This window comes from Geodermatophilus sp. SYSU D00879, from assembly GCF_054050375.1.
Map to the genome: position 1 here is coordinate 51,928 of NZ_JBJGZF010000010.1, position 23,412 is coordinate 75,339.

At 76.2% G+C, this 23,412-nt stretch carries 22 protein-coding genes; 14 read left to right on the forward strand and 8 right to left on the reverse strand.

The features are described from left to right. Positions 1-32 precede the first annotated feature (32 nt). On the forward strand, positions 33-404 hold the full coding sequence (locus ACI79B_RS14185) for a VOC family protein (protein WP_456928938.1): 372 nt from the start codon (positions 33-35) through the stop codon (positions 402-404). 3 nt (positions 405-407) lie between these two features. Here the strand turns inward: ACI79B_RS14185 and ACI79B_RS14190 are convergent, their stop codons facing one another. Next, positions 408-563 carry a hypothetical protein gene (locus ACI79B_RS14190; protein WP_456928937.1) on the reverse strand — a complete coding sequence of 52 codons (156 nt, stop codon included), beginning with the start codon at positions 561-563 and terminating at the stop codon, positions 408-410. Between the two features lie 62 nt (positions 564-625). Here ACI79B_RS14190 and ACI79B_RS14195 point away from each other — a divergent pair, with 62 nt between their 5' ends. Next, complete coding sequence (locus ACI79B_RS14195) at positions 626-1,015, forward strand: hypothetical protein (protein ID WP_456928936.1); 390 nt, start codon at positions 626-628, stop codon at positions 1,013-1,015. A gap of 39 nt (positions 1,016-1,054) precedes the next feature. On the opposite strand, the gene ACI79B_RS14200 is transcribed toward ACI79B_RS14195, so the two are convergent. From ACI79B_RS14200 to ACI79B_RS14210, 3 genes are all read right to left on the reverse strand, one after another. Further along, positions 1,055-2,521 (reverse strand): hypothetical protein, encoded by a 1,467-nt coding sequence (locus ACI79B_RS14200; RefSeq protein WP_456928935.1) that lies wholly within the window; start codon positions 2,519-2,521, stop codon positions 1,055-1,057. Between the two features lie 81 nt (positions 2,522-2,602). Beyond that, positions 2,603-4,174, reverse strand: coding sequence for a Na+/H+ antiporter (locus ACI79B_RS14205; RefSeq protein ID WP_456928934.1), 1,572 nt, complete (start codon positions 4,172-4,174; stop codon positions 2,603-2,605). After that, positions 4,174-4,431 carry a ubiquitin carboxyl-terminal hydrolase 14 gene (locus ACI79B_RS14210; protein ID WP_456928933.1) on the reverse strand — a complete coding sequence of 86 codons (258 nt, stop codon included), beginning with the start codon at positions 4,429-4,431 and terminating at the stop codon, positions 4,174-4,176. The genes ACI79B_RS14205 and ACI79B_RS14210 overlap by 1 nt, the downstream gene beginning before the upstream one ends. Before the next feature lie 132 nt (positions 4,432-4,563). On the opposite strand from ACI79B_RS14210, the gene ACI79B_RS14215 reads away from it, so the two are divergent. Together ACI79B_RS14215 and ACI79B_RS14220 are read left to right on the forward strand one after the other, a co-directional pair. Further along, positions 4,564-5,496, forward strand: a complete 933-nt coding sequence (locus ACI79B_RS14215; protein ID WP_456928932.1) for a hypothetical protein — start codon at positions 4,564-4,566, stop codon at positions 5,494-5,496. 54 nt (positions 5,497-5,550) lie between these two features. Next, the gene (locus tag ACI79B_RS14220; protein WP_456928931.1) at positions 5,551-6,357 is read left to right on the forward strand and encodes an SDR family oxidoreductase; all 807 of its coding nucleotides are present in this window, start codon (positions 5,551-5,553) and stop codon (positions 6,355-6,357) included. Here the strand turns inward: ACI79B_RS14220 and ACI79B_RS14225 are convergent. The 3 genes from ACI79B_RS14225 to ACI79B_RS14235 form a co-directional block, all read right to left on the reverse strand. After that, a complete protein-coding gene (locus ACI79B_RS14225; protein ID WP_456928930.1) occupies positions 6,354-7,751 on the reverse strand; it encodes an NAD(P)/FAD-dependent oxidoreductase in 1,398 nt (465 codons plus the stop codon). The two genes, ACI79B_RS14220 and ACI79B_RS14225, sit on opposite strands and share 4 nt — an antisense overlap. Before the next feature lie 153 nt (positions 7,752-7,904). Then, positions 7,905-8,840: a GGDEF domain-containing protein gene (locus ACI79B_RS14230; protein ID WP_456928929.1), complete on the reverse strand. Its 936-nt coding sequence runs from the start codon at positions 8,838-8,840 to the stop codon at positions 7,905-7,907. A gap of 98 nt (positions 8,841-8,938) precedes the next feature. Next, the gene (locus tag ACI79B_RS14235) at positions 8,939-9,883 is read right to left on the reverse strand and encodes a S1C family serine protease (RefSeq protein ID WP_456928928.1); all 945 of its coding nucleotides are present in this window, start codon (positions 9,881-9,883) and stop codon (positions 8,939-8,941) included. Positions 9,884-10,181: 298 nt separating this feature from the next. Between ACI79B_RS14235 and ACI79B_RS14240 the strand changes: the two genes are divergently transcribed. The 3 genes from ACI79B_RS14240 to ACI79B_RS14250 are packed head-to-tail and all read left to right on the forward strand — an operon-like array spanning position 10,182 to position 13,267. Next, positions 10,182-11,318: a carboxylate-amine ligase gene (locus tag ACI79B_RS14240; RefSeq protein ID WP_456928927.1), complete on the forward strand. Its 1,137-nt coding sequence runs from the start codon at positions 10,182-10,184 to the stop codon at positions 11,316-11,318. Beyond that, on the forward strand, positions 11,319-12,599 hold the full coding sequence (locus ACI79B_RS14245) for an erythromycin esterase family protein (RefSeq protein WP_456928926.1): 1,281 nt from the start codon (positions 11,319-11,321) through the stop codon (positions 12,597-12,599). It begins immediately after the preceding gene. A 2-nt stretch (positions 12,600-12,601) separates the two neighbouring features. Beyond that, positions 12,602-13,267, forward strand: a complete 666-nt coding sequence (locus ACI79B_RS14250; protein WP_456928925.1) for an alpha/beta hydrolase — start codon at positions 12,602-12,604, stop codon at positions 13,265-13,267. Positions 13,268-13,347: 80 nt separating this feature from the next. Here ACI79B_RS14250 and ACI79B_RS14255 read toward each other — a convergent pair whose 3' ends face one another. Next, positions 13,348-14,793: an NAD(P)/FAD-dependent oxidoreductase gene (locus tag ACI79B_RS14255; RefSeq protein ID WP_456928924.1), complete on the reverse strand. Its 1,446-nt coding sequence runs from the start codon at positions 14,791-14,793 to the stop codon at positions 13,348-13,350. Between the two features lie 131 nt (positions 14,794-14,924). Between ACI79B_RS14255 and ACI79B_RS14260 the strand changes: the two genes are divergently transcribed. The 7 genes from ACI79B_RS14260 to ACI79B_RS14290 all read left to right on the forward strand — a co-directional run bounded on the left by ACI79B_RS14260 (position 14,925) and on the right by ACI79B_RS14290 (position 23,227). Next, positions 14,925-15,614: an alpha/beta fold hydrolase gene (locus ACI79B_RS14260; protein ID WP_456928923.1), complete on the forward strand. Its 690-nt coding sequence runs from the start codon at positions 14,925-14,927 to the stop codon at positions 15,612-15,614. Positions 15,615-15,618: 4 nt separating this feature from the next. Continuing rightward, positions 15,619-16,785, forward strand: a complete 1,167-nt coding sequence (locus tag ACI79B_RS14265) for an ROK family protein (RefSeq protein WP_456928922.1) — start codon at positions 15,619-15,621, stop codon at positions 16,783-16,785. Between the two features lie 204 nt (positions 16,786-16,989). Continuing rightward, positions 16,990-18,540, forward strand: coding sequence for a sugar ABC transporter ATP-binding protein (locus ACI79B_RS14270; RefSeq protein ID WP_456928921.1), 1,551 nt, complete (start codon positions 16,990-16,992; stop codon positions 18,538-18,540). 11 nt (positions 18,541-18,551) lie between these two features. After that, a complete protein-coding gene (locus ACI79B_RS14275; protein WP_456928920.1) occupies positions 18,552-19,712 on the forward strand; it encodes an ABC transporter permease in 1,161 nt (386 codons plus the stop codon). Positions 19,713-19,810: 98 nt separating this feature from the next. Next, complete coding sequence (locus tag ACI79B_RS14280) at positions 19,811-20,863, forward strand: substrate-binding domain-containing protein (protein WP_456928919.1); 1,053 nt, start codon at positions 19,811-19,813, stop codon at positions 20,861-20,863. A 154-nt stretch (positions 20,864-21,017) separates the two neighbouring features. After that, complete coding sequence (locus ACI79B_RS14285) at positions 21,018-22,199, forward strand: Gfo/Idh/MocA family protein (RefSeq protein WP_456928918.1); 1,182 nt, start codon at positions 21,018-21,020, stop codon at positions 22,197-22,199. Between the two features lie 20 nt (positions 22,200-22,219). Continuing rightward, positions 22,220-23,227: a sugar phosphate isomerase/epimerase family protein gene (locus tag ACI79B_RS14290; RefSeq protein ID WP_456928917.1), complete on the forward strand. Its 1,008-nt coding sequence runs from the start codon at positions 22,220-22,222 to the stop codon at positions 23,225-23,227. Positions 23,228-23,412: the final 185 nt, after the last annotated feature.

Sequence of the window (23,412 nt, forward strand, 5' to 3'; positions counted from 1 at the left end):
GTGCACTGGGGCCCCGCTCCGAGGAGGTCCCCGTGGACGTCACCGTCGTCTCCGTCCCCGTCAGCGACCAGGACGCCGCGCTGCGCTTCTGGACCGCGCAGGTCGGCCTGCAGGTGCTGCGCGACGCGGAGTTCGCACCCGGCGCACGCTGGGTGCAGGTGGGCACGCCGGGCTCGGGCACCTCGCTGACGCTGGTCACCTGGTTCGACCGGATGCCGCCGGGCTCGCTGCAGGGCCTGGTGTTCGAGGTCGACGACGTCGACGCCGAGTACGCGCGGATGGCCGGCGCGGGCGTCCCGTTCGAGGGGCCGCTCACGACCGAGGCGTGGGGCCGGCAGGCGGTGTTCGCCGATCCGGACGGCAACCGGTTCGTGCTGAGCAGCCGCGCCCGGGTGCCGGCCTGAGGATCAGCGGCGGGGGCGCTCCCGCATGCCGAGGGCGGCGGTGACGAGCAGGAGCATCAGGCCGACGAGGACCAGCCAGAACATGCCCTCGACGACCCACCCGACGATCGTCACGGCCAGCCAGACGACCAGCAGCAGACCGATTAGACGCAGCAGCACGGGGACCTCCCGGGGGGACGGCTGCGGCCAGCCTAGGCCCGGTCCGGGGCAGGATGGCCGGGATGGACGACGACCCGTGGGACCTCCTGCTCGCCGGCCTGCCGCCCGCCACCGCCGACCTCGTCCGCGCCGCCGACGCGCTCGTCCGGGAGGCCGACCCCGGTGTCGTGCGGGTGGTGTGGCCGCACCAGCGCACCGTCGGCTACGGCGTGGGCCCGCGGAAGAACTCCGAGCACTACGCCTACCTCGACGTCTACGACCGGCACCTCAACCTCGGCTTCAACCGCGGCGCGGCGCTGGCCGGCGCGGGCCTCGACGGCGGGCTGCTCGAGGGCACCGGGAAGTCGTTCCGCAAGGTCGCCGTCCGCGGGCCCGCCGTCCTCGCCGACCCGCGGCTGCCCGGGCTGCTGCGCGCCGCCCGGGCGGAGCGGCTGACCGCGCTCGGCCGGTGAGTGCGGCCCGGCGGCGGGGCGCCGCCGGGCCGCACCGGCTCACCGGCCCGGGAAGGCGTAGGCCGCCTGGGTCGAGTCGCGCAGGGTCACCGACACCCGGTCGCGGACCGAGGAGAACGCCGGCACGTTGAGCACCTGCGGCTCGCCGCCGCCGCGCGGCCGGACCTCGATGCGGACCGTGCCCGCACCGTCGGACGCCGGCAGGAACACGTCGGCCGCGTTGAGGAACGTCAGCGTGCTGAACGGGAACAGGTCCCCCTTCGCGAGGTCGGTGACCCGGTCGCCGGGCGCGTAGAACGGGGGCCTCGTCGCGGTCGGGATCCGCCGGCCGACGTCGAACAGGTAGAGCGCGTTGACCTCGCCGGTGGCCTGCCCGGCCGGGCCGGTGCGCGGGGTCGTCGTCGGCGTGGACACCTGCAGCGGCGCCACCGCGTCCCCGAGGACGTCGACGGTGATCGAGTCCGAGTTGGCGCCCTGGTCGCCCCAGATCTCCCGCGCACGGATCAGCGACAGGTTGGTCTGCTGCGGCGCGGTGGCGACGTAGGCCTCCAGGCTGGTGCCCGGCCGCGAGCTGTTGAGCCGGACGAAGGAGTCGTCCCGGGTGAACGGCGACTGGAAGAAGTGGTGCACCGAGCCGTCCTCGCGGGTCAACGCGAACTCGTAGGTCTTCTGCCCGTTGACCCGCACCGGCCCGAAGTCGCCGGTCGCGCCGAGCACCCAGCTCTCCTGCGGCCGGGCGCCGACCCGCTGCCCGGTCGCCGGGTCGAGCTGCCACATCTGCAGGGTCGCGCCCGCGTAGCCCTGGTTCTGCGGGAACAGCACCGCGCGGCCGGCCACGGTGACCTGGCCGGGCGGCTCGGGCAGCACGTCGGTGGTGCGCGGGGCCGACCCGGTGAAGAACCGGTAGACCGCCGCGAAGGTGCGCGCCGACGACGCCGTCTCGGTGTGCCCCTGGTCGGGGTTGTACAGGTTCTCCGCCCCGCCGATGGCGCCGACCGTCCCGCGCCGCGGGGCCGGCGGGGAGTTCCACTCGCCCCAGACCGCCAGCGTCGGGACCCCGCCGGGCGGCGTGGCCGACGAGCGGCCGTCGAGGTTGACGTACCGCGCCACCTCCGCTGCGTGCGCCGGGTCGGCCAGGTAGGCGTGGCTGACCGTGGTGCCCCGCGAGTGCGCCGCGAGCAGCACCTGGTCGGCGCCGGTCTCCTCGAGCACCGCGTCGAGGAACGGGCCCAGCCCGGCGATCGCGGCGGTGTTGTCGGGGCCGCTGGTGTCGTACTCGTAGGCGAACAGCAGGTCCTGGTCCCAGCCGTTGCTGGTGAAGCGCTGGAACTGGCTCTCGAACTGCGCGGCCGAGCCGCTGTTGCCGTGCACGAACACGATCGGCAGCCGGTCGCTGTCGCCGCTCGGGGGCGCCGCCGCGGCGGTCCCGGGGACGACGGCGGCCGCGAGCGCGGCGCCGAGGAGGGTGACGGTCCAGCGGGACCGCCGGAGGGGACGGGACGTCATCGTCGGGCTCTCCGTTCCGGGCGCCAGGGTGGCGCTCCGGGCGGAGTGAAACAGATCACGTGATGTGCTCCACACGGAGGGTCACTCCCGGAGCAGCGTGACCTCCTCCAGGTCCATCTCGTGCTGCACCCGCCGGAACACCTCGTCGTCGATGCGCCGGGCGTCGCGGTAGCGGACGAACACCTCGCGCTCGGCCTCGAGCATGGCGCGGCGCATCCGCCGGTAGACCGCGCTCGGCGTCTCGCCGCCGCCGGCGACCGGGCCGCCGAGCCGCTCCCACGCCGCGTTGGTCCGCGCCTCCATCCGGTGGCGCAGCTCGGCGACGGTGGCGGCGTGCAGCGGGTCGCCGTCGTCGAGGCTGTCGAGCCGGGCCACGGCGGCCCGGCCGGCGTCGTTCTGCGCCTGCGCCTCGGCGAGGGCGTCGGCGGCCTCGTCCGAGGCCTGCACGCCCAGCCGCCGGATCACCGCCGGCAGCGTCAGCCCGTGCAGCAGCAGGGTGCCCACGGTGACCACGAAGGTCAGGTAGACGATCTCGTCCCGCCCGGGGAAGGGCGCGCCCGAGAGCGTGGTCAGCGGGATGCCGGCCGCCGCGGCGAGCGAGACCACGCCGCGCATCCCGGCCCAGGAGATGACGGCGGGGTACGTCCACGGCGGCGGGGCCCAGTCCTGGCGGCGGCGGGCCAGCGGCCGCAGGTAGGTGGTGGGGAAGACGAACACGACCCGGGCCGCCAGCGCGACGAGCACGAGGAACAGGCCGACCGCCGTCAGCGTGCCCACCGACGGCCCGACGCCGGTGACCACCGCGCGCAGCTGCAGGCCGATCAGCGCGAAGACCGTCGCCTCGAGGACGGTGTCGGCCGCCTGCCACACCGCGCGGTCCTGCAGCCGGGCGACCGGGTGCGCCGCGGGGGAGCGGTGCCCGAGGTAGAGGCCGGCGAGGACCACCGCGAGGACGCCGGAGGCGTGCACCTCCTCGGCGACGGTGAAGCCGACGAACGGGACGAGCAGGCCGAGCGCGCTCTCCAGCACGCCGTCGCGCAGCAGCAGGCGGATGCGGTGCACCAGCCAGCCCAGCGCCCAGCCGATCGCGGCGCCGCCGGCCGCGGCGAGGACGAACACGCCCACGCCCTCGGCGATGCCGTAGCCGGCGCCCGCGGCGACCGCGACGGCGACCCGGTAGACGGTGAGCGCGGTGGCGTCGTTGACCAGGCTCTCGCCGCCCAGGATGGTCATGACCTTCCGCGGCAGGCCCAGCCGGCGGCCGACCGAGGTGGCCGCGACGGCGTCCGGCGGGGCGACGACCGCGCCGAGCACCAGCGCCGAGACCAGCGGCAGGCCCGGCACCAGCCACCACGCGGCCAGCCCGACGGCGACCGTGGTGAGCAGCACCGCCCCGACCGCGAGCATGCCGATGGGGCGGAGGTTGGCGCGCAGCCGCAGGTAGGAGCTGTCCAGCGCCGCGGAGTACAGCAGCGGCGGCAGGACCAGCGTGAGGATCAGGTGCGGGTCCAGCGCGTAGTCGGGGACGCCCGGCAGGAAGGACACCGCGAGCCCGACCAGGACCAGGAGCAGCGGCGGGGAGACCCCCAGCCGCCGGGCCAGCGCACTGACGGCGAAGGAGCCGGCGAGCAGGCCGACGAGGGGCAGCTCCATCACACCAGCGCCTGGTCGACGTAGCACCAGCGCCAGTCCTCGCCCGGCTCGACCGACCGGACGATGGGGTGGCCGCTGGAGCGGGCGTGCGCGGTGGCGTGCCGGTTGGGGGAGGAGTCGCAGCAGGCCACGTGCCCGCAGGTCAGGCACATCCGCAGGTGCACCCACCGGCTGCCGATGGCCAGGCAGTCGCCGCAGCCCTCGTCCGAGTCCGGCGACACGTCGCGGATCTGGTCCAGGTGCCCGCACGTCGTCATCACGGTCCCCCTCTCGTCGCGGCCGTCGCCGGGAGTCGACCACCCGCGCGACGCGGGCGGCAACGTCCCCCGGCCGGTCCGCTCTTCCCGTGGCAGGGTCGGCGGCGATCGTCCGAGCCGGGAGGAGGCGCCGTGGACCTCGACGAGGTCGCCGAGGAGGTCTACGCGGTGCCGCCCGGGCAGTTCGTCGCCGCCCGCACCGAGGCCGCCCGCCGCGCCCGGGCCGCCGGGGACCGGGCGCTCGCGCGGGAGATCGGCGCCCTCGGCCGGCCCTCGACCGCGGCGTGGGCGTGCAACGTCCTGGTGCGCGAGCAGCCCGACGAGATCGCCGGCCTCGTGGAGCTCGGCGACCTGCTGCGCGAGGCCCAGCAGACCCTGGCCGGCGACGAGCTGCGGCAGCTGGGCACCCAGCGCTCCCGGCTGCTGGCCGCGCTCACCCGCCAGGCCCGGGCGGTGGCCGCGCGCCGCGGCACCCCGCTCAGCGACGCCGTCGCCGACCAGGTGGAGGAGACGCTGCGGGCCGCGCTGGCCGACCCGGACGCGGGGGAGGCGCTGCTGGGCGGCCGGCTGACCGCGCCGCTGTCCTCCCGCGGCCTCGGGCCCGGCTTCGGCACCCGCCCGGACCTGCGGGTGGTGCCCCCGCCGCGGACCGGGCGCACCCCGCCGGCCGCCCCGCGGGCGAGCGCCCGGGAGGACGCCGCCCGGCGCGCGGCCGAGGAGCGGCGGCGGGCCGCGCAGGAGCGGCGGGACCGCGAGCTGGCCGCCGCCCGCGAGGAGGCGGAGGCGGCCGAGCGGGACGCCGCGGAGGCGGAGGCGGCCGCCCGGGCCGCGCACGAGCGGGCCGGGCGGGCCGCCCGCCGGCAGGAGGAGCTCGCCGCCCGCGTCGAGGAGCTGGCGGCCGAGCTCGAGCGGGTGCGCGCCGACGCGGAGGCGGCCGGCGCCGAGGCCGCTCGGACCGGCCGGCGGGCGGAGGCGGCCGACCGGGCGGCGCGGCGGGCGGCGGCCGACCGCGACCGCGCCGCCGACCGCGTCAGCGAGCTGGAGCGGGCGCCGCTGGAGGCCTGACCGGTGCACCGCCGCCGCGTCGCGGGCCCCCGATCCCGCCCCCAGCATGGGGGCATGACGGAGTCAGCGGGCCGCGTCGCGGTCGTCACCGGGTCGGAGTCGGGCATCGGGCGGGCGGTCGCGGTCGCGCTGGCCGAGCAGGGGTGCGACGTCGGCATCACCTGGTACCGGGACGAGGCGCACGCCCAGGCGACCGCCGACGAGGTGCGGGCCCGCGGGCGGCGGGCCGAGGTGCGCCACGTCGACCTCACGCAGCTGCCGCAGGCCGCCGGCGTCGTCGACGACCTCGCCGAGGCCCTCGGCGGCATCGACGTCCTGGTCAACGACGCCGGCACCGGCCACTCCACGCTGATCCTGGACACCGACTACGAGACCTGGCGCGAGGTGCTGGCCACCGACCTCGACGCGGCGTTCCTCTGCCTGCAGCGCGCGGCCCGCCGCATGGTCGCCGCCGGGCGGGGCGGGCGGATCGTGAACGTCACGAGCGTGCACGAGCACCAGCCGCGGGTCGGCGCGGCCGCCTACTGCGCGGCCAAGGGCGGGCTCGGCCTGCTCACCCGGGTCGCGGCGATCGAGCTGGCCGAGCACGGCATCACCGTCAACGCCGTCGCGCCGGGGGAGATCGCCACCCCGATGACCGGCCAGGAGGACGAGGACCCGACCGCGCCCGGCCACGAGCGCCCCGGCGTCCCGGCCGGCCGGCCGGGGAACGCGCACGAGGTGGCCGCCGTCGTCGCCTTCCTCGCCTCCCCGCAGGCGTCCTACGTGACCGGCTCCTCCTACGCCGTCGACGGCGGCATGCTGCAGATGGGCCCGATGGCGGGCTCGCACCTGACCGGCGACGACTGGCGCCGTCCCTAGGCGGCCAGCAGCTCCAGCAGCCGGGCGCGGTCGGGCCCGGGGAACGGGCGCGGCGGACCGGGCACCGCCCCGGCCACCCGCTCGCGGACCAGCGGCACGGCCAGCAGGTCGGCCAGCGGCGCCATGCACAGCCGGTACTCGAGCATCGCCCGGAACACGTCGGCGTCCAGCATCGCGACCCCGAGGAAGGCCGCGAGCTCCGGGTACAGCGGCGGCTCGGCCACCCCGCGCCGGGCGGCGTCCATCTGGGCCAGCCGGGAGCGGTCCTCGGCCAGCTGGTCGGTGACCAGCGGCCCGACCCGCTGCTGCGTCGCCGCGTCGAAGGCCGCGGCGAGGGCGACGGGCCGGTCCAGGTCGCGGGCGACCGCGGCGCGCAGCAGCGCGGCGTGCGCGATGCCGATCGACAGGCCGCGGCCGGCCGACGGGTTGGTGCACGCCCACGCGTCCCCGACGGCGGCGAAGCCGGTCACCACCGGCCGGCCGTCGACGGTGAAGCGGCGGCTGCGGTCCAGGCCCCCGGCCATCGCGGCGACCCCGCCCAGCGGCCGCCCGTCCAGCCAGTGCGCCTGCAGCGGGCACGCCGCCACCACCCGGTCGAACACGGCGGGGTCGCGCAGCTCCCGCAGCGGCCGGTCACCGGTCTGCCCGAACACGGTCACCGACCAGGTGTCGTTGTCGCTCTCCACGGTGAGCACCGAGACGCTGCCCAGCGGCATGAGTCCGGGAGCACGGCGCACCGGCCGGTCGGGGCCGGTGAAGTACCGCGTGTAGTAGACGAACCCGGAGGCCTGGGCTCGCTCCTCCGGCGGCCGGGCGCCGAGGTCGGCCAGCCACCGTGCCGAGCGGGTGCGCCGGCCGGTGGCGTCGACCACGAGGTCCGCCCGCAGCTGCTCGCCCGCCGCCGTCCGCACCCCCGCCACGTGCGGGACGCCGTCGGCCGCGGGCGGCCCCGGCAGGAGGCCGGCCACCTGCACGCCGCGGCGCACCGTGACCCGCGGGGTGTCCTCGGCGGCGGCCGCCACGGTGGACTCCACCACCGGACGGCGCCCGGTGACGAAGCGCAGCCGCTCGTCGGCGACCCGGGGCGCGCGGTCGGGGATCGACCGCGGCAGCATCGTGGTGTAGTCGATCCACACGCACCCGTCGGCGACCAGCCGGTCGGTGAGGCCGGGGAGCTCGTCGTCGGCGACCGCGCGGAAGCGGGCGAAGAGGTTGTGCGGCTGCCGGAACTGCGCGACCCCGGCGCGCCGCCAGGACTCCCACGCCTCGGCGGGCGTGGCCGGGGCGCCGTCGGGATCGCCCTCGAGCACGGTGACGTCGTGCCCGTCGGCCGCGAGCATCATCGCGGCGCACAGCCCCACCACGCCGCCGCCGCAGACCACCACCGAGGCCATGACCGCCCCCTCGTGCCCGGCACGGCGCGCGCGGCCGGTCGCCGGGCCGGCCCAGGGTGGCACCGGCGGCGGCGTCGGGGCGCCTGCCGCCGGGGCGCGGCCGCGGGGTCCGTGGCGCGTCGGCACCGAGGGGCGCCGGGCCGACGCGGGAGGTCAGCCGGCGGCCGAGTGGCGGGCGCGCTTCTCCCGGTACAGCGCGGCGTCGGCGCGGGCCAGCGTCGCGGCGAGGTCCTCGCCGGGCCGGGCGCCGGCCGCCCCGGCCGACCACGCCCCGACGGAGACGGCGCGCAGCCGGTCCAGCAGCTCGGCGGCGCGGTCGGGGCCGGTGCCGGGCAGGCAGAGCACGAACTCGTCCCCGCCGAGGCGGCCGAGCAGGTCGGAGCGGCGCAGCTCCCGGCTCCAGGCCGAGGCGAGGGAGCGCAGCAGCGCGTCGCCGGCGGAGTGGCCCTCGGTGTCGTTGACGGCCTTGAACCCGTCGAGGTCGAGGACGACGACGGTCAGCGGCTCCCCGGTGCGCTGCGCGTGGGCGAGCAGCCGGGCGGACTCGGCCTCCCAGGCGCGGCGGTTGGGCACGCCGGTCAGCGCGTCGGTGCCGGCCGCGCGGCGCAGCGCCCCGGCCTGCCGGATCTGCGCCTCGGTGAGCACCGCGACCGTGGTGACGGCGGCCAGCCAGGCGGAGAGGAACCCGTCCGGCGTCGCGGCGAGCGCGCCGGCGGTGACGACGGCGACCCCGCCCGCGACGTGCAGCCGTGCCTGCGCCGGCGGGAGGACGTGGCCGGCGAGCACCCCGAGCGCGACCACCACCGGGCCGAGGCCGACGACGCCGACCGCGGTGACCGAGCGCCAGGCGAGCAGCGCGGTGAGCAGGGACAGCAGCGCGAGGGCGGCGTGCACGGCGCCCATCGGCGCGCGCTCGCGCCCGTGCCACAGCGCCGCGGAGCCGAGCCCGCCCACGGCCGCGAGCGCCGTCAGCAGGACGACCGGCGTGCGGGGGTGCATCGGCCACAGCGCACCGGCGGCACACAGGACGGCGGCGCAGCCGTAGAGCAGCGCGAGCAGGCCCAGCCCGCCCCTGCGGTCACCGTGCACGGGTCCTCCCTCGGTCGCGGACGACATCGTCACCCATCGCGCCGGTCCTGAGCGCGACGGCGGCCGTCCCCCTCGGGGGAGGGGCGTCGGGGGGAGGGTCAGCCGGTGAGCTCGGTGGGCACCGCGATGACGTCGACCATCGCCCCGAGCCGGTACACGGTGACCGGCAGCGGCCGGCCGATCGCCTCGGCGAACAGCAGCCGCTGCAGGCTCTGCGCCTCGGCCACCGGCGCCCGCCCGGCCTCCAGCACCAGGTCGCCGGCGCGCAGCCCGGCCCGGTCGGCCGGCGACCCCGGGACGACGTCGACCACCCGCAGGCCGCGGCGCCGGCCGGTGCGCTCGGCCAGCGGGGCCGGCAGCGGCGCGGGGCTGCTGACCAGGCCCAGGTAGGCGCGGCGCACCCGCCCGTCGCGGACCAGCGCGTCGACGATGCGGCGGGTGGTGGCGTTGACCGGCACGGCGAGTCCCAGGCCCCACCCGGCGACGGCGGTGTTGATGCCGACCACCCGGCTGGCCGAGTCGGCGAGCGCGCCGCCGGAGTTGCCGGGGTTGAGGGCGGCGTCGGTCTGGATGACGTCCTCGACCACCCGGGCGGTGCGCCCGTCGCGGGTGGGCAGCGAACGGCCCAGGCCGCTGACCACGCCCGCGGTCACCGACCCGGCCAGCCCGAGCGGGTTGCCGACGGCGACGACGAGCTGGCCCACCCGCAGCTGCGCGGCGTCGCCGAGTTCCGCGGGCTCCGGCGCGCCGGCGGTCGCCCGGACGACGGCGAGGTCGGACAGCGGGTCGGTGCCCACCACCTCGACCGGCGTCTCGGTGCCGTCGCCGAACACCGCGCGCCCGCTGCGCGCCCGGCCGACGACGTGCGCGTTGGTGAGCATCAGCCCGTCGCCGGGGACGACGACCGCGGAGCCGGCGCCGCCCCCGCGGCCGTCGGGCGCGGTCACCTGCAGCGCGGCGACGTGCGGGGTGAGGTCCGCGGCGACCGCGGTGACCACCTGGGAGTAGGCGTCCAGGGCCGCGTCGGTGTCGGGTCGGGCCACGGTCCACCTCCGGTCGTGATTACAGCGTTGCACCGACCAGTGGACGCCTCGCCGGACCGCGCTGCCACCCCCTCCGTTCCGCCTTCGGTGAACGGCGGGAGGCGTCCCGGGCGTGCTCGTGCTCTGCCCACACCTGTGGGCAGAGCACGAGCGTCCACGGCGGCACCTGCGGCGGCTCCCTTCGTGCTCTGCACACGTGGGTGTGCAGAGCACGAGCGTGCTGGTCCGCAGGTGCGGCGGGGCCCCGGCGGCCGTAGCGTCGGCCTGCCCGGCGTCCGGACCGGCACCGAGGAGGGGCGTGCGCACCGACGGCCTGCAGACCGAGGGCGGTGCGGTCGGGCGCACCCTCGGCGTCGAGGAGGAGTTCCACCTCGTCTCCCCGGACACCCTGGAGCTGACGCCCGGCCCGCGGGCGTCCGCGGCGGCGCTGGCCGGTCAGGCGGGGGAGCGGGTGCACCCGGAGATCGCCACCACGCAGCTGGAGATCGCCACCGGCGTGTGCACCACGCTCGAGCAGGTGCGCGCGGAGCTGGTGGCGGCCCGCACCGAGGCGGCCGCCGCGGCCGAGCGGGACGGCCTGCTGCTCCTGCCCGCCTCCACCCACCCGTGGGACTCCTGGCACACCATGCCGGTCACCCCCGGCGAGCGGTACGAGGCAATGGTCGACCGCTGGGCCGGGCTCGCGCGCCAGCAGGACATCTGCGGCTGCCACGTGCACGTCGGCGTCCCCGACCTCGACACCGCCGTCGCCGTGCTCGACCGCACCCGCCCCTACCTGCCGGTGCTGCTCGCGATGACCGGCAGCTCGCCGTTCCACGACGGCGTGGACACCGGCTACGAGTCCTGGCGGACGCTGTGGTGGACCCGCTTCCCGCACGCCGGCGCGCCCGAGCCGCTCGGCGACGCCGACGGCTACCGCCGGGTGCTCACCGCGCTGGTCGCCTCCGGCGTGGTGGCCGACGGGTCGCACCTGTACTGGGACGTCCGCCCCTCGGCCCGGCTGCCCACGATCGAGTTCCGGCTGGCCGACGTCTGCACCACCCTCGACGACACCGTCCTGCACGCCGCGCTGGTCCGCTCCCTGGTGCGGGTGCTCGCCGGACGGGCGCAGCGGGGCGAGCCGGTGCCGGAGCTGCGCCCGGAGGTGCTGCGCGCGGCGCGGTGGCGGGCGGCCCGCTCCGGGCTCACCGGCCCGCTGTTCGACCCGCTGCGCGAGGAGCTGGTCGATGCCCGCACGGCGGTGACCGGGCTGCTGGCCGAGCTGGAGGAGGACCTGACCGGCGCGGGGGAGTGGGACGAGGTCACCGCCCGGGTGCAGGACCTGCTCGGCCGGGGTACGTCGGCGGCGCGGCAGCGGAGCACCTGGCTGCGCACGGGCGACCGCCGGGCGGTCGCGGAGTGGGTCGTCCGCGAGGGGGCGGCCGGGAGGACCTGAATGGACCGCTTCGGGGAGCTGGCCCGCCCGCTGCGCGACGACGCCGACCTGGACCCGCTGCTCGAGCGGATCGGGGACGCGCGCGTGGTGGCGGTCGGCGAGGCCAGTCACGGCACGCACGAGTACTACGCCTGGCGCGCCGCGCTGACCTGCCGGCTGGTCGAGGAGCACGGGTTCGGGCTGGTCGCCGTCGAGGGCGACTGGCCCGACTGCGACCGCGTCGACCGCAGCGTGCGGCTGCGGCCCGGGGGCGCCGAGGACCCGCGGACGGCGCTGGACGCGATCGGCCGCTGGCCGACCTGGATGTGGGCCAACGACGACGTCGTCGACTTCTGCCGCCGGCTGCGGGAGTGGAACGCCGGCCGTCCCGGGGCCGAGCGGGTGCGCTTCGCCGGCCTCGACGTCTACAGCCTCTGGGACTCGATGCACGAGCTGCTGGCGTGGGTGCAGGAGCACGAGCCCGGGCACGTCGACGCGGCGAGGCGGGCCCTGCGCTGCTTCGAGCCCTTCGGCGAGGACGGCGTCGAGTACGCCTTCGCCCAGCGGTTCGCCCCGGCGGCGTGCGAGGAGACCGTCGTCGCGCTGCTGAGCCGGCTGTGCGAGCAGCGCGGCGCGGACGGCGCGGGGGACGACGCCGACGACCGGTTCGCCGCCGAGCAGAACGCCGCGGTGGTCGTCGGCGCCGAGCGCTACTACCGCGCGATGGTCGGCGGCTCGGCGGAGTCGTGGAACGTCCGGGACGTGCACATGGCCGACACCCTCGACCGGCTGGTCGACCACACCGGCGCGAAGGCCGTGGTCTGGGAGCACAACACACACGTCGGCGACGCCCGGGCCACCGACATGGCCGACGCCGGCATGACCAACCTCGGCCAGCTGCTGCGCGAGCGGCACGGCGCCGGCGACGTCGTCCTGGTGGGGTTCGCCGGCCACCGCGGCGGCGTGATCGCGGGCCGGGAGTGGGGCGCGCAGATGGAGCGGATGACCGTGCCGCCCGCGCGCGAGGGGAGCCTCGAGGACCTGCTGCACCGCGCGGTCGGGCACGACGCGCTCGTCGTCGTCCCGCCCGGGGAGCGCCCGGACTGGCTGGACCGGCGGCTGGGGCACCGGGCGATCGGCGTCGTCTACCGGCCCGAGCGGGAGCGCTGGGGCAACTACGTGCCCACCGTGACCGGCGACCGCTACGACGCCCTGCTCTACCTGGAGGAGACGACGCCGCTGCAGCCGCTGCACCTCGAGCGGCCGGACGAGCACGTGCCGCCGATGGCGCACGCCGTCTGACCGTGGCCGCCCCCGCCGCCACCGGTCGCCTCGACACCCGGCCGGGTCCGCAGCCGACCGGCCCGCCGCTGCCGCCCGGCACGACGGCGCTGGAGCTGGGCGGCCCGCAGGCGCTGGTCGCCGTCCCCGGCGGCCCGCCCGGCCCGCGGCCGCTGCTCGTGTTCTGCCACGGGGCGGGCGGGACGGCGGACCACTCGCTGGCCGCGGTGGGCGGGGTCGCCGCCGCCCGCGGGGTCGCCGTCCTCGCGACCTCCTCGGTCGCCTCGACCTGGGACCTGCTGGCCGGCGGGCTCGGCCGGGACGTGGCGGTCCTCGACGCCGCGCTGGAGCGGGTCTCCGCCGGCCTCGCGGTCTCCCGGGTCGCGCTCGGCGGCTTCTCCGACGGCGGCTCGTACGCGCTCTCGCTCGGGCTGGCCAACGGCGACCTGTTCGAGGCGCTGCTGGCCTTCTCGCCGGGCTTCGTCGCCCCGCCCGGCCGCACCGGACGGCCGCGGATCTGGATCGCACACGGCACCCGCGACCGCGTGCTGCCGGTGGCGCGCTGCGGCCGCCGGGTGTCCCGGGACCTCGCCGCGGCCGGCTACGACGTCACCTACGACGAGTTCGACGGCGGCCACCTGGTGACCCCGGACCTGGTCGCCGCGGCGCTGGACACCTGGCTGCGCTGAACACCGGGCCGGGCGTGGCCCGGACGCGCGACGGCCCGGACCCCTCGCGAGGGGTCCGGGCCGTCGGACGTCCGGTGCGGCTAGGCGGTGCGGCGGCCGACGAAGTCGTGCTGCTGCTCGCCGTTGACCTCGTCCGGGGTGTCCGGGTGGTCCTTCGGCCCGCCGGTCTTCGACGCCTCGAAGCCCGGGCCGAGCTTCTCCAGCGCCAGCCGGCCGTAGACCTGCTGCTGGGTGGCGACCCGCTGCGAGCGGCCGCGGCCGAGGAAGCTGACCATCCAGTGCAGCACCGTGGTGACCCGGCTCTTGAAGCCGATGATGTAGAAGAGGTGCACCACCAGCCAGATCACCCAGGCGATGAAGCCCTCGAACTTCATCTTCTTGATGTCGGCGACCGCGGAGAACCGCGAGATCGTCGCCATGTTGCCCTTGTCCCGGTACCGGAACGCCCCGCGCGGCGCCCGGCCGGCGAGCTTGCGCTTGATCTGGTCGGCGGAGTACCGCCCGCCCTGGATGGCCACCTGCGCGACGCCGGGCAGCCGGTCGGGGTGGTTGGCCATGTCGCCGACGACGTGGATCTCGGGGTGGCCGGGCAGCGTCAGGTCCGACTGGACGGCGATGCGCCCGGCGCGGTCGACCTCGGCACCCGTCCTGTCCCCGAGCAGCCGGCCCAGCGGCGAGGCCTGCACACCGGCCGCCCACACCTTGGTGGCCGCGGAGATCCGGCGCTGCTGGCCGTCGGCGTCCTTGACGGTCAGGCCGTCGGCGTCCATGTCGGTGACCAGCGCGCCGAGCTGCACCTCGACGCCGATCTCGTTGAGGTGCCGGCGGGCCTTCTCGCCCAGCTTGGGCCCGAACGGCGGCAGCACCTGCGGCGCACCGTCGAGCAGGATGATGCGGGCCCGCTGCGGGTCGATGTTGCGGAAGTCGCGGCGCAGCGTGCGGTGCGCGAGCTCGGCGATCTGCCCGGCCATCTCCACACCGGTCGGGCCGGCGCCGACGACCACGAAGGTCATCAGCCGGTCGACCTCGGCGGGGTCGGTGGCGAGCTCGGCCAGCTCGAACGCGCCGAAGATGCGGCCGCGCAGCTCGAGGGCGTCGTCGATGCTCTTCATGCCGGGGGCGAACTCGGCGAACCGGTCGTTGCCGAAGTACGACTGCCCCGCACCCGCGGCCACGATCAGCTCGTCGTAGGGGTGGATCGTGGTGCGGCCCAGGATGGTCGAGGTGACCGTGCGGGCGTCCACGTCGATGTCCACGACCTCGCCGAGGACCACCTTGGCGTTCTTCTGGTGGCGCAGCACCTCGCGGGTGGCCGGGGCGATCTCGCCCTCGGAGAGGATGCCGGTGGCCACCTGGTAGAGCAGCGGCTGGAAGAGGTGGTGGCCGGTCTTGGCCACCACGGTGACGTCGACGTCGGCGTTGCGCAGGGCCTTCGCGGCGAACAGCCCGCCGAAGCCGGAGCCGATGATCACCACCCGCGGCCGGCCGGTCGACGAGCTGGCGGTGGGCGCAGGTGATGTCGTCATGATGACTGTGATCCTCTCCCGTCAGGGGCTCCGCTGTCTCCCGGTGGGCCGGTCACGGGGGTGATACCCGTCACGGCTGCCCTCCGCCGGTGCACTCGCGGTGTCCGGTCCTGCCCGGTACAACCAGGTCGGTGCCCGTCGTCATCCCCCGGCTGGTGGTCGTCCCGGGTCTGGGCCTGGACGGGCGGTCGTGGTCACGGCTGTGCCGGCGGTTGCCCGCCGACGTCGTCCTCCTACCCGGGATGGGCCGGTCTGCACCTGTGCCCCCGCTGGACGTGCTGGCCGCCCGGCTGCGGGACCGGCTCGGCCCCGGTCCGGTCGTGCTGGCCGGGCACTCGCAGGGCTGCCAGGTGGTGGCCGCGGCCGCCGTCGACCCGCGGGTGGCCGGCGTCGTCCTGCTCGGCCCGACGACCGACCCGCGGCTGCGCCGGCCGCCGCGGCTGGCCGGGTGGTGGCTCCGGACGGCGCTGCGCGAGCCCTGGTGGCAGGTGCCGCTGATCCTGGCGCAGTGGCTGGGCACCGGCCCGCGGGCGATGCGGGCGCTGTGGCGGGTGGCCGCGCCCGACCGCATCGAGGCCCGGCTGCGCGCCGTCGGCGTCCCGGTGACCGTCGTCCGCGGCACGCGCGACCGGCTCTGTCGCGCCGACTGGGCGGCCGCGGTGGCCGCCGCCGCGCCGTCGGGTCGGGTGGTCGAGGTGCCCGGGGCCGCCCACATGACGGTCCAGACCCATCCGGACGCCGTCGCCGCCGTCCTCCGGCAGGTTCTCCGAACTGCCGGGATCGCGGAGGAGGGGGGACGCGCCTCCGGCGTGTCACCATGACGGCATGGCCTCCACCTCCGCCTCGGCCGGCGCACTGCTGCACCACGTGCGCACCGGCCGCGCGCGGAGCCGGGCCGAGCTGGTCGCGCTCACCGGGGCCGCGCGCAACACCGTCAGCGCCCGCGTCGACCAGCTGATCGCCAGCGGCCTGCTGCAGGAGGGCGGCCGCGGCGGCAGCACCGGCGGGCGCCCGCCGACTCTGCTGCGGTTCAACAGCGGCGCCGGCTGCGTGCTCGCCGTCGACCTGGGGGTCACCAGCGTCGACGTCGCGGTCACCGACCTGTCCGCGCAGATCCTCGCCACCGTGGGGCACCCGATCGACATCGCCGACGGCCCCGACGTGGTGCTCGCCGAGGTGGACCGGCTGGCCCAGAAGGTGCTCGCCGAGGCGGGGCTGACCCCGGCCGACGTGTGCGCCGTCGGGGTGGGCGTGCCCGGGCCGGTGGAGTTCTCGACGGGCCGGCCGTCGCACCCGCCGATCATGCCGGGCTGGCACGACCACGACATCCCCGGCGCGTTCGCCCGCTACGGCTGCCCGGTCCTGGTCGACAACGACGTCAACGTCATGGCGCTCGGGGAGATCGGCGTCGGTGGCTCGGCCGAGGACGTGCTGGTGGTCAAGGTGGGCACCGGCATCGGCTGCGGGGTGATCGTCGACGGCGAGGTGTACCGGGGAGCGCAGGGCAGCGCCGGCGACATCGGGCACATCCACGTGCCGACGCCGGACGGCCGCACCGTGCTCTGCCGGTGCGGCAACGAGAACTGCCTCGAGGCGCTGGCCGGCGGTGGTGCGCTGCTGCGCGACGCCGTCGAGGCGGGGCTGCCGGTGACCAGCACCCGGGAGGTCATCGAGCTCGCCGCGCAGGGCGACGGCCCGGCGCTGGAGCTGGTCCGGCGGGCCGGGCGCACCATCGGCACGGTGCTGGCCGCGCTGGTCAACTTCTTCAACCCGCACCGGATCGTGATGACCGGCGGGGTCGCGCAGGCCGGCGCGCCGCTGCTGGCCGGGATCCGCGAGGCGGTCTACGGCCGCTCGATGCCGCTGGCCGCCCGCGCACTGGAGATCACCGTCAGCGACGCCCCCGACCTGTCCGGCCGGGTGGGCGCCGCGCTCATGGCCATCCAGGGCTACCTCGACGAGGACTCGGTCCACCAGGCCCTGGCCCGCTGAGCCGTCCTCGCCGTCCGGGGGGCGTTCACCCCGGGTGACCGCGTCCCGCGGTCGCGGTCACGGCCGGTTCCGTCTCGCTCGACGTGCGCTAGGTCTCGGTTCGGTGACACCGCTCACGGTCCCTTGACCCCTTGTGACTCCGTTCATATGGTCACCGCTGCACAGACTAATGGTCAGCGTTGAGCAGAAGTCCGAGGTGAGGCCATGCCACCGGCAGAGGCGCCGCTGCTGGAGATGCACGGCATCGTCAAGACCTTCCCGGGCGTGCGCGCGCTCGGGGGCGTGGACCTCGACGTCCGCCCGGGGGAGGTGCACTGCCTCCTCGGCCAGAACGGCGCCGGCAAGTCGACCCTGATCAAGGTCCTCGCCGGCGCCCACCAGCCCGACGAGGGCGCCATCTACTGGCGCGGCGAGCAGGTCCGGCTGTCCACGCCGCAGGCCGCGCTCGGACTGGGCATCGCGACGATCTACCAGGAGCTCGACCTCGTCGCCGGGCTCACCGTCGCCGACAACGTCTTCCTCGGCCGGGAGCAGGCCCAGATGGGCTTCGTGCGGCCGCGCGAGCTGAACCGGCGGGCGGGGGAGCTGCTCACCCGGCTCGGCCACCCCGAGATCCGGCCGGCGGCCGAGGTCGGGTCGCTGCCCGCGGCCTCCCAGCAGATGGTGAGCATCGCGCGGGCGCTGTCCCAGGACGCGCGGCTGATCATCATGGACGAGCCCTCGGCGGTCCTCGACAACGAGGAGGTCGAGCGGCTGTTCACGGTCATCCGCGACCTCACCGCGCACGACGTCGCCGTCGTCTACATCTCCCACCGGCTGGAGGAGATCCGCGAGATCGGCGACCGGATCACCGTCCTCAAGGACGGCCGGACCGTCGCCACCGGGCTGCCCGCCCGCGAGACGCCGACCCGCGAGGTCATCACGCTGATGACCGGCCGGGACATCGAGTACGTCTTCCCCGAGCGGCACCACCGCCCCGCGCCCACCGCCGAGCCGGTGCTCGAGGTCGAGGACCTGTCGCTGCACGGCTCCTTCTCCCACGTCTCCTTCTCGGTCCGGCCGGGCGAGATCGTCGGGCTGGCCGGGCTGGTCGGCTCGGGCCGGTCGGAGATCCTCGAGACCCTCTACGGCGCCCGGCACGCGAGCGGCGGCACGGTCCGCGTGGACGGGCGCCGGCTGCGGCCCGGCGACGTCGGCGTCGCGGTGGCTGCGGGCGTGGGGCTCGCGCCGGAGGAGCGCAAGAGCCAGGCGCTGCTGCTCGGCGAGTCCGTGGCCCGCAACATCAGCATCTCCAGCCTGGCCCGCTTCGCCCGCGGCGGCTTCCTCTCCGGCGCCGCCGAGCGCGAGGCCGCCCGCGAGCAGGTCACCGCGCTGGAGGTCCGGCCGGCCGACGTCACCCGCGAGGTGCGGACGCTGTCCGGCGGCAACCAGCAGAAGGTCGTGCTCGCCCGCTGGCTGCTGCGCGACTGCCGGGTGCTGCTGCTCGACGAGCCCACCCGCGGCGTCGACGTCGGGGCGCGCTCGGAGATCTACGCACTGGTGCGCGACCTCGCCGACCGCGGCGTCGCCGTGGTCGTCGTCTCCAGCGAGATCCCGGAGGTGCTCGGTCTGGCCGACCGGGTCCTCGTCGTCGCGGAGGGCCGGGTGCTGGCGGAGGAGCCCGCCTCGGCCCTCGACGAGCACCGCGTACTCGACCTGGTCATGGAGGGGACGTCGACGCACGGCGTCCCGGTGCACGAAGGGGACGTCGCATGAGTGGGCAGGGCATGAGTGAGGGCAGCACCGCGGTGACCGCGGGCTCCGGCAAGGACGCCGGCCGGAACCGGTCGGGAGGCGGGTTCATGAGCGGACCGGTCGGCCGCAACCTGGGCCTGGTCGTCGCGCTGGTCGTCCTGTGCGTGGTCGGCGTCATCACGGCGGGGGACCGCTTCGCCGACGTCGACAACATCCTGACCATCCTGCGGCTGGCCTCGGTCATCGGCGTGGTGAGCGTCGGCATGACGTTCGTGATCATCGGCGGCGGCATCGACCTGTCGGTCGGCGCGCTGGTGGCGCTGGCGTCGGTGTGGGCCACGACGCTGGCCACCCAGCAGATGGCCGAGGACTTCCACTGGATCGTCATGGTCTTCACCGCGCTGGTCGTCGGCGCGGTGGCCGGGCTGGTCAACGGCGTGGTCATCGCCTACGGCAAGCTCGCGGCCTTCATCGCCACCCTCGCCATGCTCGCCGCCGCGCGCGGCCTGGCCGAGATCATCGCCAACCGGCGCACCCAGATCGTGCGGGACAGCGACTTCCTGTCCTTCTTCTCCGGTGACGTGCTCGGCGTCCCGACCCTGGTGATCATCTTCGCGCTGGTCGCGGTCGCCGGGTGGGTGCTGCTCAACCGGACCACGTTCGGCCGGCGCACCTTCGCCGTCGGCGGCAACGCCGAGGCCGCCCGCCTCGCCGGCATCCGGGTGCAGCGGCACACCGTCAAGCTCTACGTGCTCTCCGGCATCACCTGCGGCATCGCCGCGGTGATGATCATGGCGCGGACGACGACGGGCAGCTCGACCCACGGCACGCTCTACGAGCTCGACGCCATCGCCGCGGTCGTCATCGGCGGCACGCTGCTCATCGGCGGGCGCGGGACGATCGTCGGCACCGTCCTCGGCGTCCTCATCTTCACGACGCTCGGCAACGTCTTCACGCTCAACAACCTGTCGAGCTCGGCCCAGGCCGTCGCCCGCGGCGTGATCATCGTCCTCGCCGTCCTGCTGCAGCAGCGGCTGGCCACCGGCGGGTTCAGCTTCCGCCGGCCCACCGCGGGACCGCCGTCCGGCGGCCTGCCCGCCGCGGGCGGCCCGGCCGGCGCGGTCTCCGGCGGCTCGACCGCCGACGGCGGACCGGGCGGCACCCGCCCGGCCGCGAGCGGCAAGACCCTCTGACTCCCGGCGCGACCCGCGCCGGACCGCACCACCCACCGGACCTCCGTCCGGTGGCAGCCCACCCGCCTCCGGAGAGGGGGCGACATCGAGGAGAGAGCATGTCCGCAACGAGGCAGCGTCCGTTCCGCCGCCTGCCGTACGCCACGGTCGCCCTGCTCAGCGCGGGCGTGCTCGTGGCCGGCTGCACGAGCAACACCCCGGAGGAGTCCGGCGGCGGCGGGGGCAACCAGGCCGCCAGCGCCAACGACGAGGCCGGCGAGACCGTCACCATCGGCTTCTCGGCGCCGGCCGCCGACCACGGCTGGATGGCCGGCATCACCGAGGCCGCCCGCGCCGAGGCCGAGCAGTACGAGGACGTCGAGTTGGTGGTCGCGGAGGGCACCAACGACGTCAGCACCCAGATCAGCCAGGTCGAGACGTTCATCAACGACGGCGTCGACGCCATCGTGCTGCTGCCCTTCGACGGCGCCGCGCTGACCCCGGTCGCGCTGCAGGCGATGGAGGCCGGCATCCCGGTCATCAACGTCGACCGCGAGTTCGACAGCCCGTTCGCCGCCCGGTCCACGGTCCTCGGCGACAACTACGGCATGGGCGTCTCGGCCGGCACCTACATCTGCGAGCAGCTCGGCGACAACCCCGACGCCGTCGTCGCGGAGATCGCCGGCATCGACTCGCTGCCGCTGACCCAGGACCGCAGCCAGGGCTTCGCCGACGCGCTGGCCGACTGCGGGCTCAACGTCGACAACCGCGTGGCCGCGGACTTCACCGTCGAGGGCGGCGAGGAGGCGGCGGCCAACCTGCTGCAGGCCGCGCCGCAGATCGACGCGATCTGGAACCACGACGACGACCAGGGCGTCGGTGTCCTGGCCGCGATCCAGAACGCCGGCCGCGACGAGTTCTTCATGGTCGGCGGCGCCGGCTCGGCCAACGCCATGCGGGCGATCCAGGAGGGCAACTCGGTCCTCCAGGCGACCGTCATCTACCCGTCGACCCAGGCCGCCGACGGCATCAGCCTCGCCCGGCTGATCGCCCAGGACAAGGCCCTGTCCGACCTGGTCGAGGTCGAGATCCCGCGGCAGATCGTGCTCAACGCGCCGGTCGTGACCGCGGACAACGTCGACCAGTACATCGACAGCGCCTTCGAGTCCTGATCCACCCGGGTGGGGGGGCGCCGGGCGCCCTCGGCCGCCCCACGCCCGAACCCCCCCCTCCCCACCCACCCCCCACCCCCCCCCCCCCCCCCCCCCCCCCCCCCCCCCCCCCCCCCCCCCCCCCCCCCCCCCCCCCCCCGTTCCGGGAGCCCCCATGACCTCACCTGACCGGCCGACCCTCGGGGTGGGCCTCATCGGACACGCCTTCATGGGCGCGGCGCACTCGCAGGCCTGGCGCACCGCCCCCCACTTCTTCGACCTCCCGCTGCGTCCCGAGCTCACGGTGCTCGCCGGCCGCGACCGGGAGCGGGCCACCGACGCCGCCGCGCGCCTGGGCTGGGCCTCGGTGGAGACCGACTGGCGGCGGGTCCTCGAGCGCGACGACGTCGGCCTGGTCGACGTCTGCACCCCCGGCGACACCCACGCCGAGATCGCCATCGCGGCGCTGGAGGCCGGCAAGCACGTCCTGTGCGAGAAGCCGCTGGCCAACTCCGTCGCCGAGGCCGAGGCCATGACCGAGGCGGCCGAGCGGGCCGCCGCGCGCGGCGTCCGCTCGATGGTCGGGTTCACCTACCGCCGGGTGCCGGCGATCGGGCTGGCCCGGCAGCTGGTCGCCGAGGGCCGGATCGGTCAGGTGCGCCACGTGCGCGCCCAGTACCTGCAGGACTGGATCGCCGACCCGTCGGCGCCGATGTCGTGGCGGCTGGAGAAGGACAAGGCCGGCTCGGGGGCGCTCGGCGACATCGGCGCGCACATCGTCGACCTCACGCAGTACATCACCGGGGAGACGGTCACCGGCGTCAGCGCCCTGCTCGAGACGTTCGTCAAGGAGCGCCCGCTGCCCGCCGCGGCCGGATCGCTGTCCGGCGTCGCGGGGGAGGGCACCGGCCGGGTCACCGTCGACGACACCGCGGTGTTCCTCGGCCGGTTCTCCGGCGGCGCGGTGGCCACCTTCGAGGCGACCAGGTTCGCCCTGGGCCGCAAGAACGCCATCCGCATCGAGGTCAACGGCTCCGCCGGCAGCCTCGCCTTCGACTTCGAGGACATGAACGTCCTGCAGCTGTTCGACGGCAGCGAGCCGGACGAGGTGGCGGGCTTCCGCCGCATCCTCGTGACCGAGCCCGGGCACCCCTACGTGTCGGCCTGGTGGCCGGCCGGGCACGGGCTGGGCTACGAGCACGGCTTCACCCACCAGGTCGTCGACCTGGTCACCGCCATCGCCAAGCAGGAGGACCCCACGCCGTCCTTCGCCGACGGCCTGCAGGTGCAGCGGGTGCTCGAGGCCGTCGAGCGCAGCGCCGCGGCCGACTCCGTGTGGACCTCCGTCCCCGCCTGACCCGAGAGGACACCCCCGCCATGCCCCGTCCCGTCACCCTGTTCACCGGCCAGTGGGCCGACCTGCCGTTCGAGGAGGTGGCCCGGCTCGCGTCCGAGTGGGGCTACGACGGCCTGGAGATCGCCTGCTGGGGCGACCACCTCGACGTCGAGCGCGCCGCGAACGACGACTCCTACGTCGAGGAGCGGCTCGCGCTGCTCGACAAGTACGGCCTGAAGGTCTGGGCCATCTCCAACCACCTCAACGGCCAGGCCGTCTGCGACGACCCGATCGACGAGCGGCACCGCGACATCGTCAACAAGCGCGTCTGGGGCGACGGCGACCCCGAGGGCGTGCGGCAGCGCGCCGCCGAGGAGATGAAGCTGACCGCCCGCGCGGCGGCCAAGCTCGGTGTGAAGACCGTCGTCGGGTTCACCGGGTCGAAGATCTGGAAGGCCGTGGCGATGTTCCCGCCGGCCCCGGCCTCGATGATCGAGGACGGCTACGCCGACTTCGCCGCCCGCTGGAACCCGATCCTCGACGTGTTCGACGAGGTCGGCGTCCGGTTCGCCCACGAGGTGCACCCGTCGGAGATCGCCTACGACTACTGGACGACGGTCCGCACCCTCGAGGCGATCGGCCACCGCGAGGCGTTCGGCCTGAACTGGGACCCCAGCCACTTCGTGTGGCAGGACCTCGACCCGGTCTCGTTCATCTGGGACTTCAAGGACCGGATCTACCACGTCGACTGCAAGGACGCGAAGCGCCAGGTGGGCAACGGCCGCAACGGCCGGATGGGCTCGCACCTGCCGTGGGCCGACCCGCGGCGCGGCTGGGACTTCGTCTCCACCGGGCACGGCGACGTCCCGTGGGAGGCCTGCTTCCGGATGCTCAACACCATCGGCTACGACGGGCCGATCTCGGTGGAGTGGGAGGACGCCGGCATGGACCGCCTGGTCGGCGCCCCCGAGGCGCTCGCGTTCGTCCGCCGGCTGGCGTTCGACCCGCCGGCCGCGGCGTTCGACGCGGCGTTCTCCAGCGGCAACTGACGACGTACCCCAGGAGGGCCGGGCACCCAGCCGGGGGGCCGGCCCCCCCCGCGCCCCCCCCGGGGCCCCCCCCCCCCCCCCCCCCCACCCGCCCCCCCCCCCCCCCCCCCCCCCCCCCCCCCCCCCCCCCCCCCCCCCCCCCCCCCCCCCCCCCCCCCCCCCCCCCCCCCCCCCCCCCCCCCCCC

Coding starts and splice junctions, on each gene's coding strand:
- ACI79B_RS14195 (WP_456928936.1), top strand. CDS start 626: ATGGACGACGACCCGTGGGACCTCCTGCTCGCCGGCCTGCCGCCCGCC.
- ACI79B_RS14200 (WP_456928935.1), bottom strand. CDS start 2,521: ATGACGTCCCGTCCCCTCCGGCGGTCCCGCTGGACCGTCACCCTCCTC.
- ACI79B_RS14205 (WP_456928934.1), bottom strand. CDS start 4,174: ATGGAGCTGCCCCTCGTCGGCCTGCTCGCCGGCTCCTTCGCCGTCAGT.
- ACI79B_RS14210 (WP_456928933.1), bottom strand. CDS start 4,431: ATGACGACGTGCGGGCACCTGGACCAGATCCGCGACGTGTCGCCGGAC.
- ACI79B_RS14220 (WP_456928931.1), top strand. CDS start 5,551: ATGACGGAGTCAGCGGGCCGCGTCGCGGTCGTCACCGGGTCGGAGTCG.
- ACI79B_RS14225 (WP_456928930.1), bottom strand. CDS start 7,751: ATGGCCTCGGTGGTGGTCTGCGGCGGCGGCGTGGTGGGGCTGTGCGCC.
- ACI79B_RS14245 (WP_456928926.1), top strand. CDS start 11,319: ATGGACCGCTTCGGGGAGCTGGCCCGCCCGCTGCGCGACGACGCCGAC.
- ACI79B_RS14255 (WP_456928924.1), bottom strand. CDS start 14,793: ATGACGACATCACCTGCGCCCACCGCCAGCTCGTCGACCGGCCGGCCG.
- ACI79B_RS14265 (WP_456928922.1), top strand. CDS start 15,619: ATGGCCTCCACCTCCGCCTCGGCCGGCGCACTGCTGCACCACGTGCGC.
- ACI79B_RS14270 (WP_456928921.1), top strand. CDS start 16,990: ATGCCACCGGCAGAGGCGCCGCTGCTGGAGATGCACGGCATCGTCAAG.
- ACI79B_RS14275 (WP_456928920.1), top strand. CDS start 18,552: ATGAGTGAGGGCAGCACCGCGGTGACCGCGGGCTCCGGCAAGGACGCC.
- ACI79B_RS14280 (WP_456928919.1), top strand. CDS start 19,811: ATGTCCGCAACGAGGCAGCGTCCGTTCCGCCGCCTGCCGTACGCCACG.
- ACI79B_RS14285 (WP_456928918.1), top strand. CDS start 21,018: ATGACCTCACCTGACCGGCCGACCCTCGGGGTGGGCCTCATCGGACAC.
- ACI79B_RS14290 (WP_456928917.1), top strand. CDS start 22,220: ATGCCCCGTCCCGTCACCCTGTTCACCGGCCAGTGGGCCGACCTGCCG.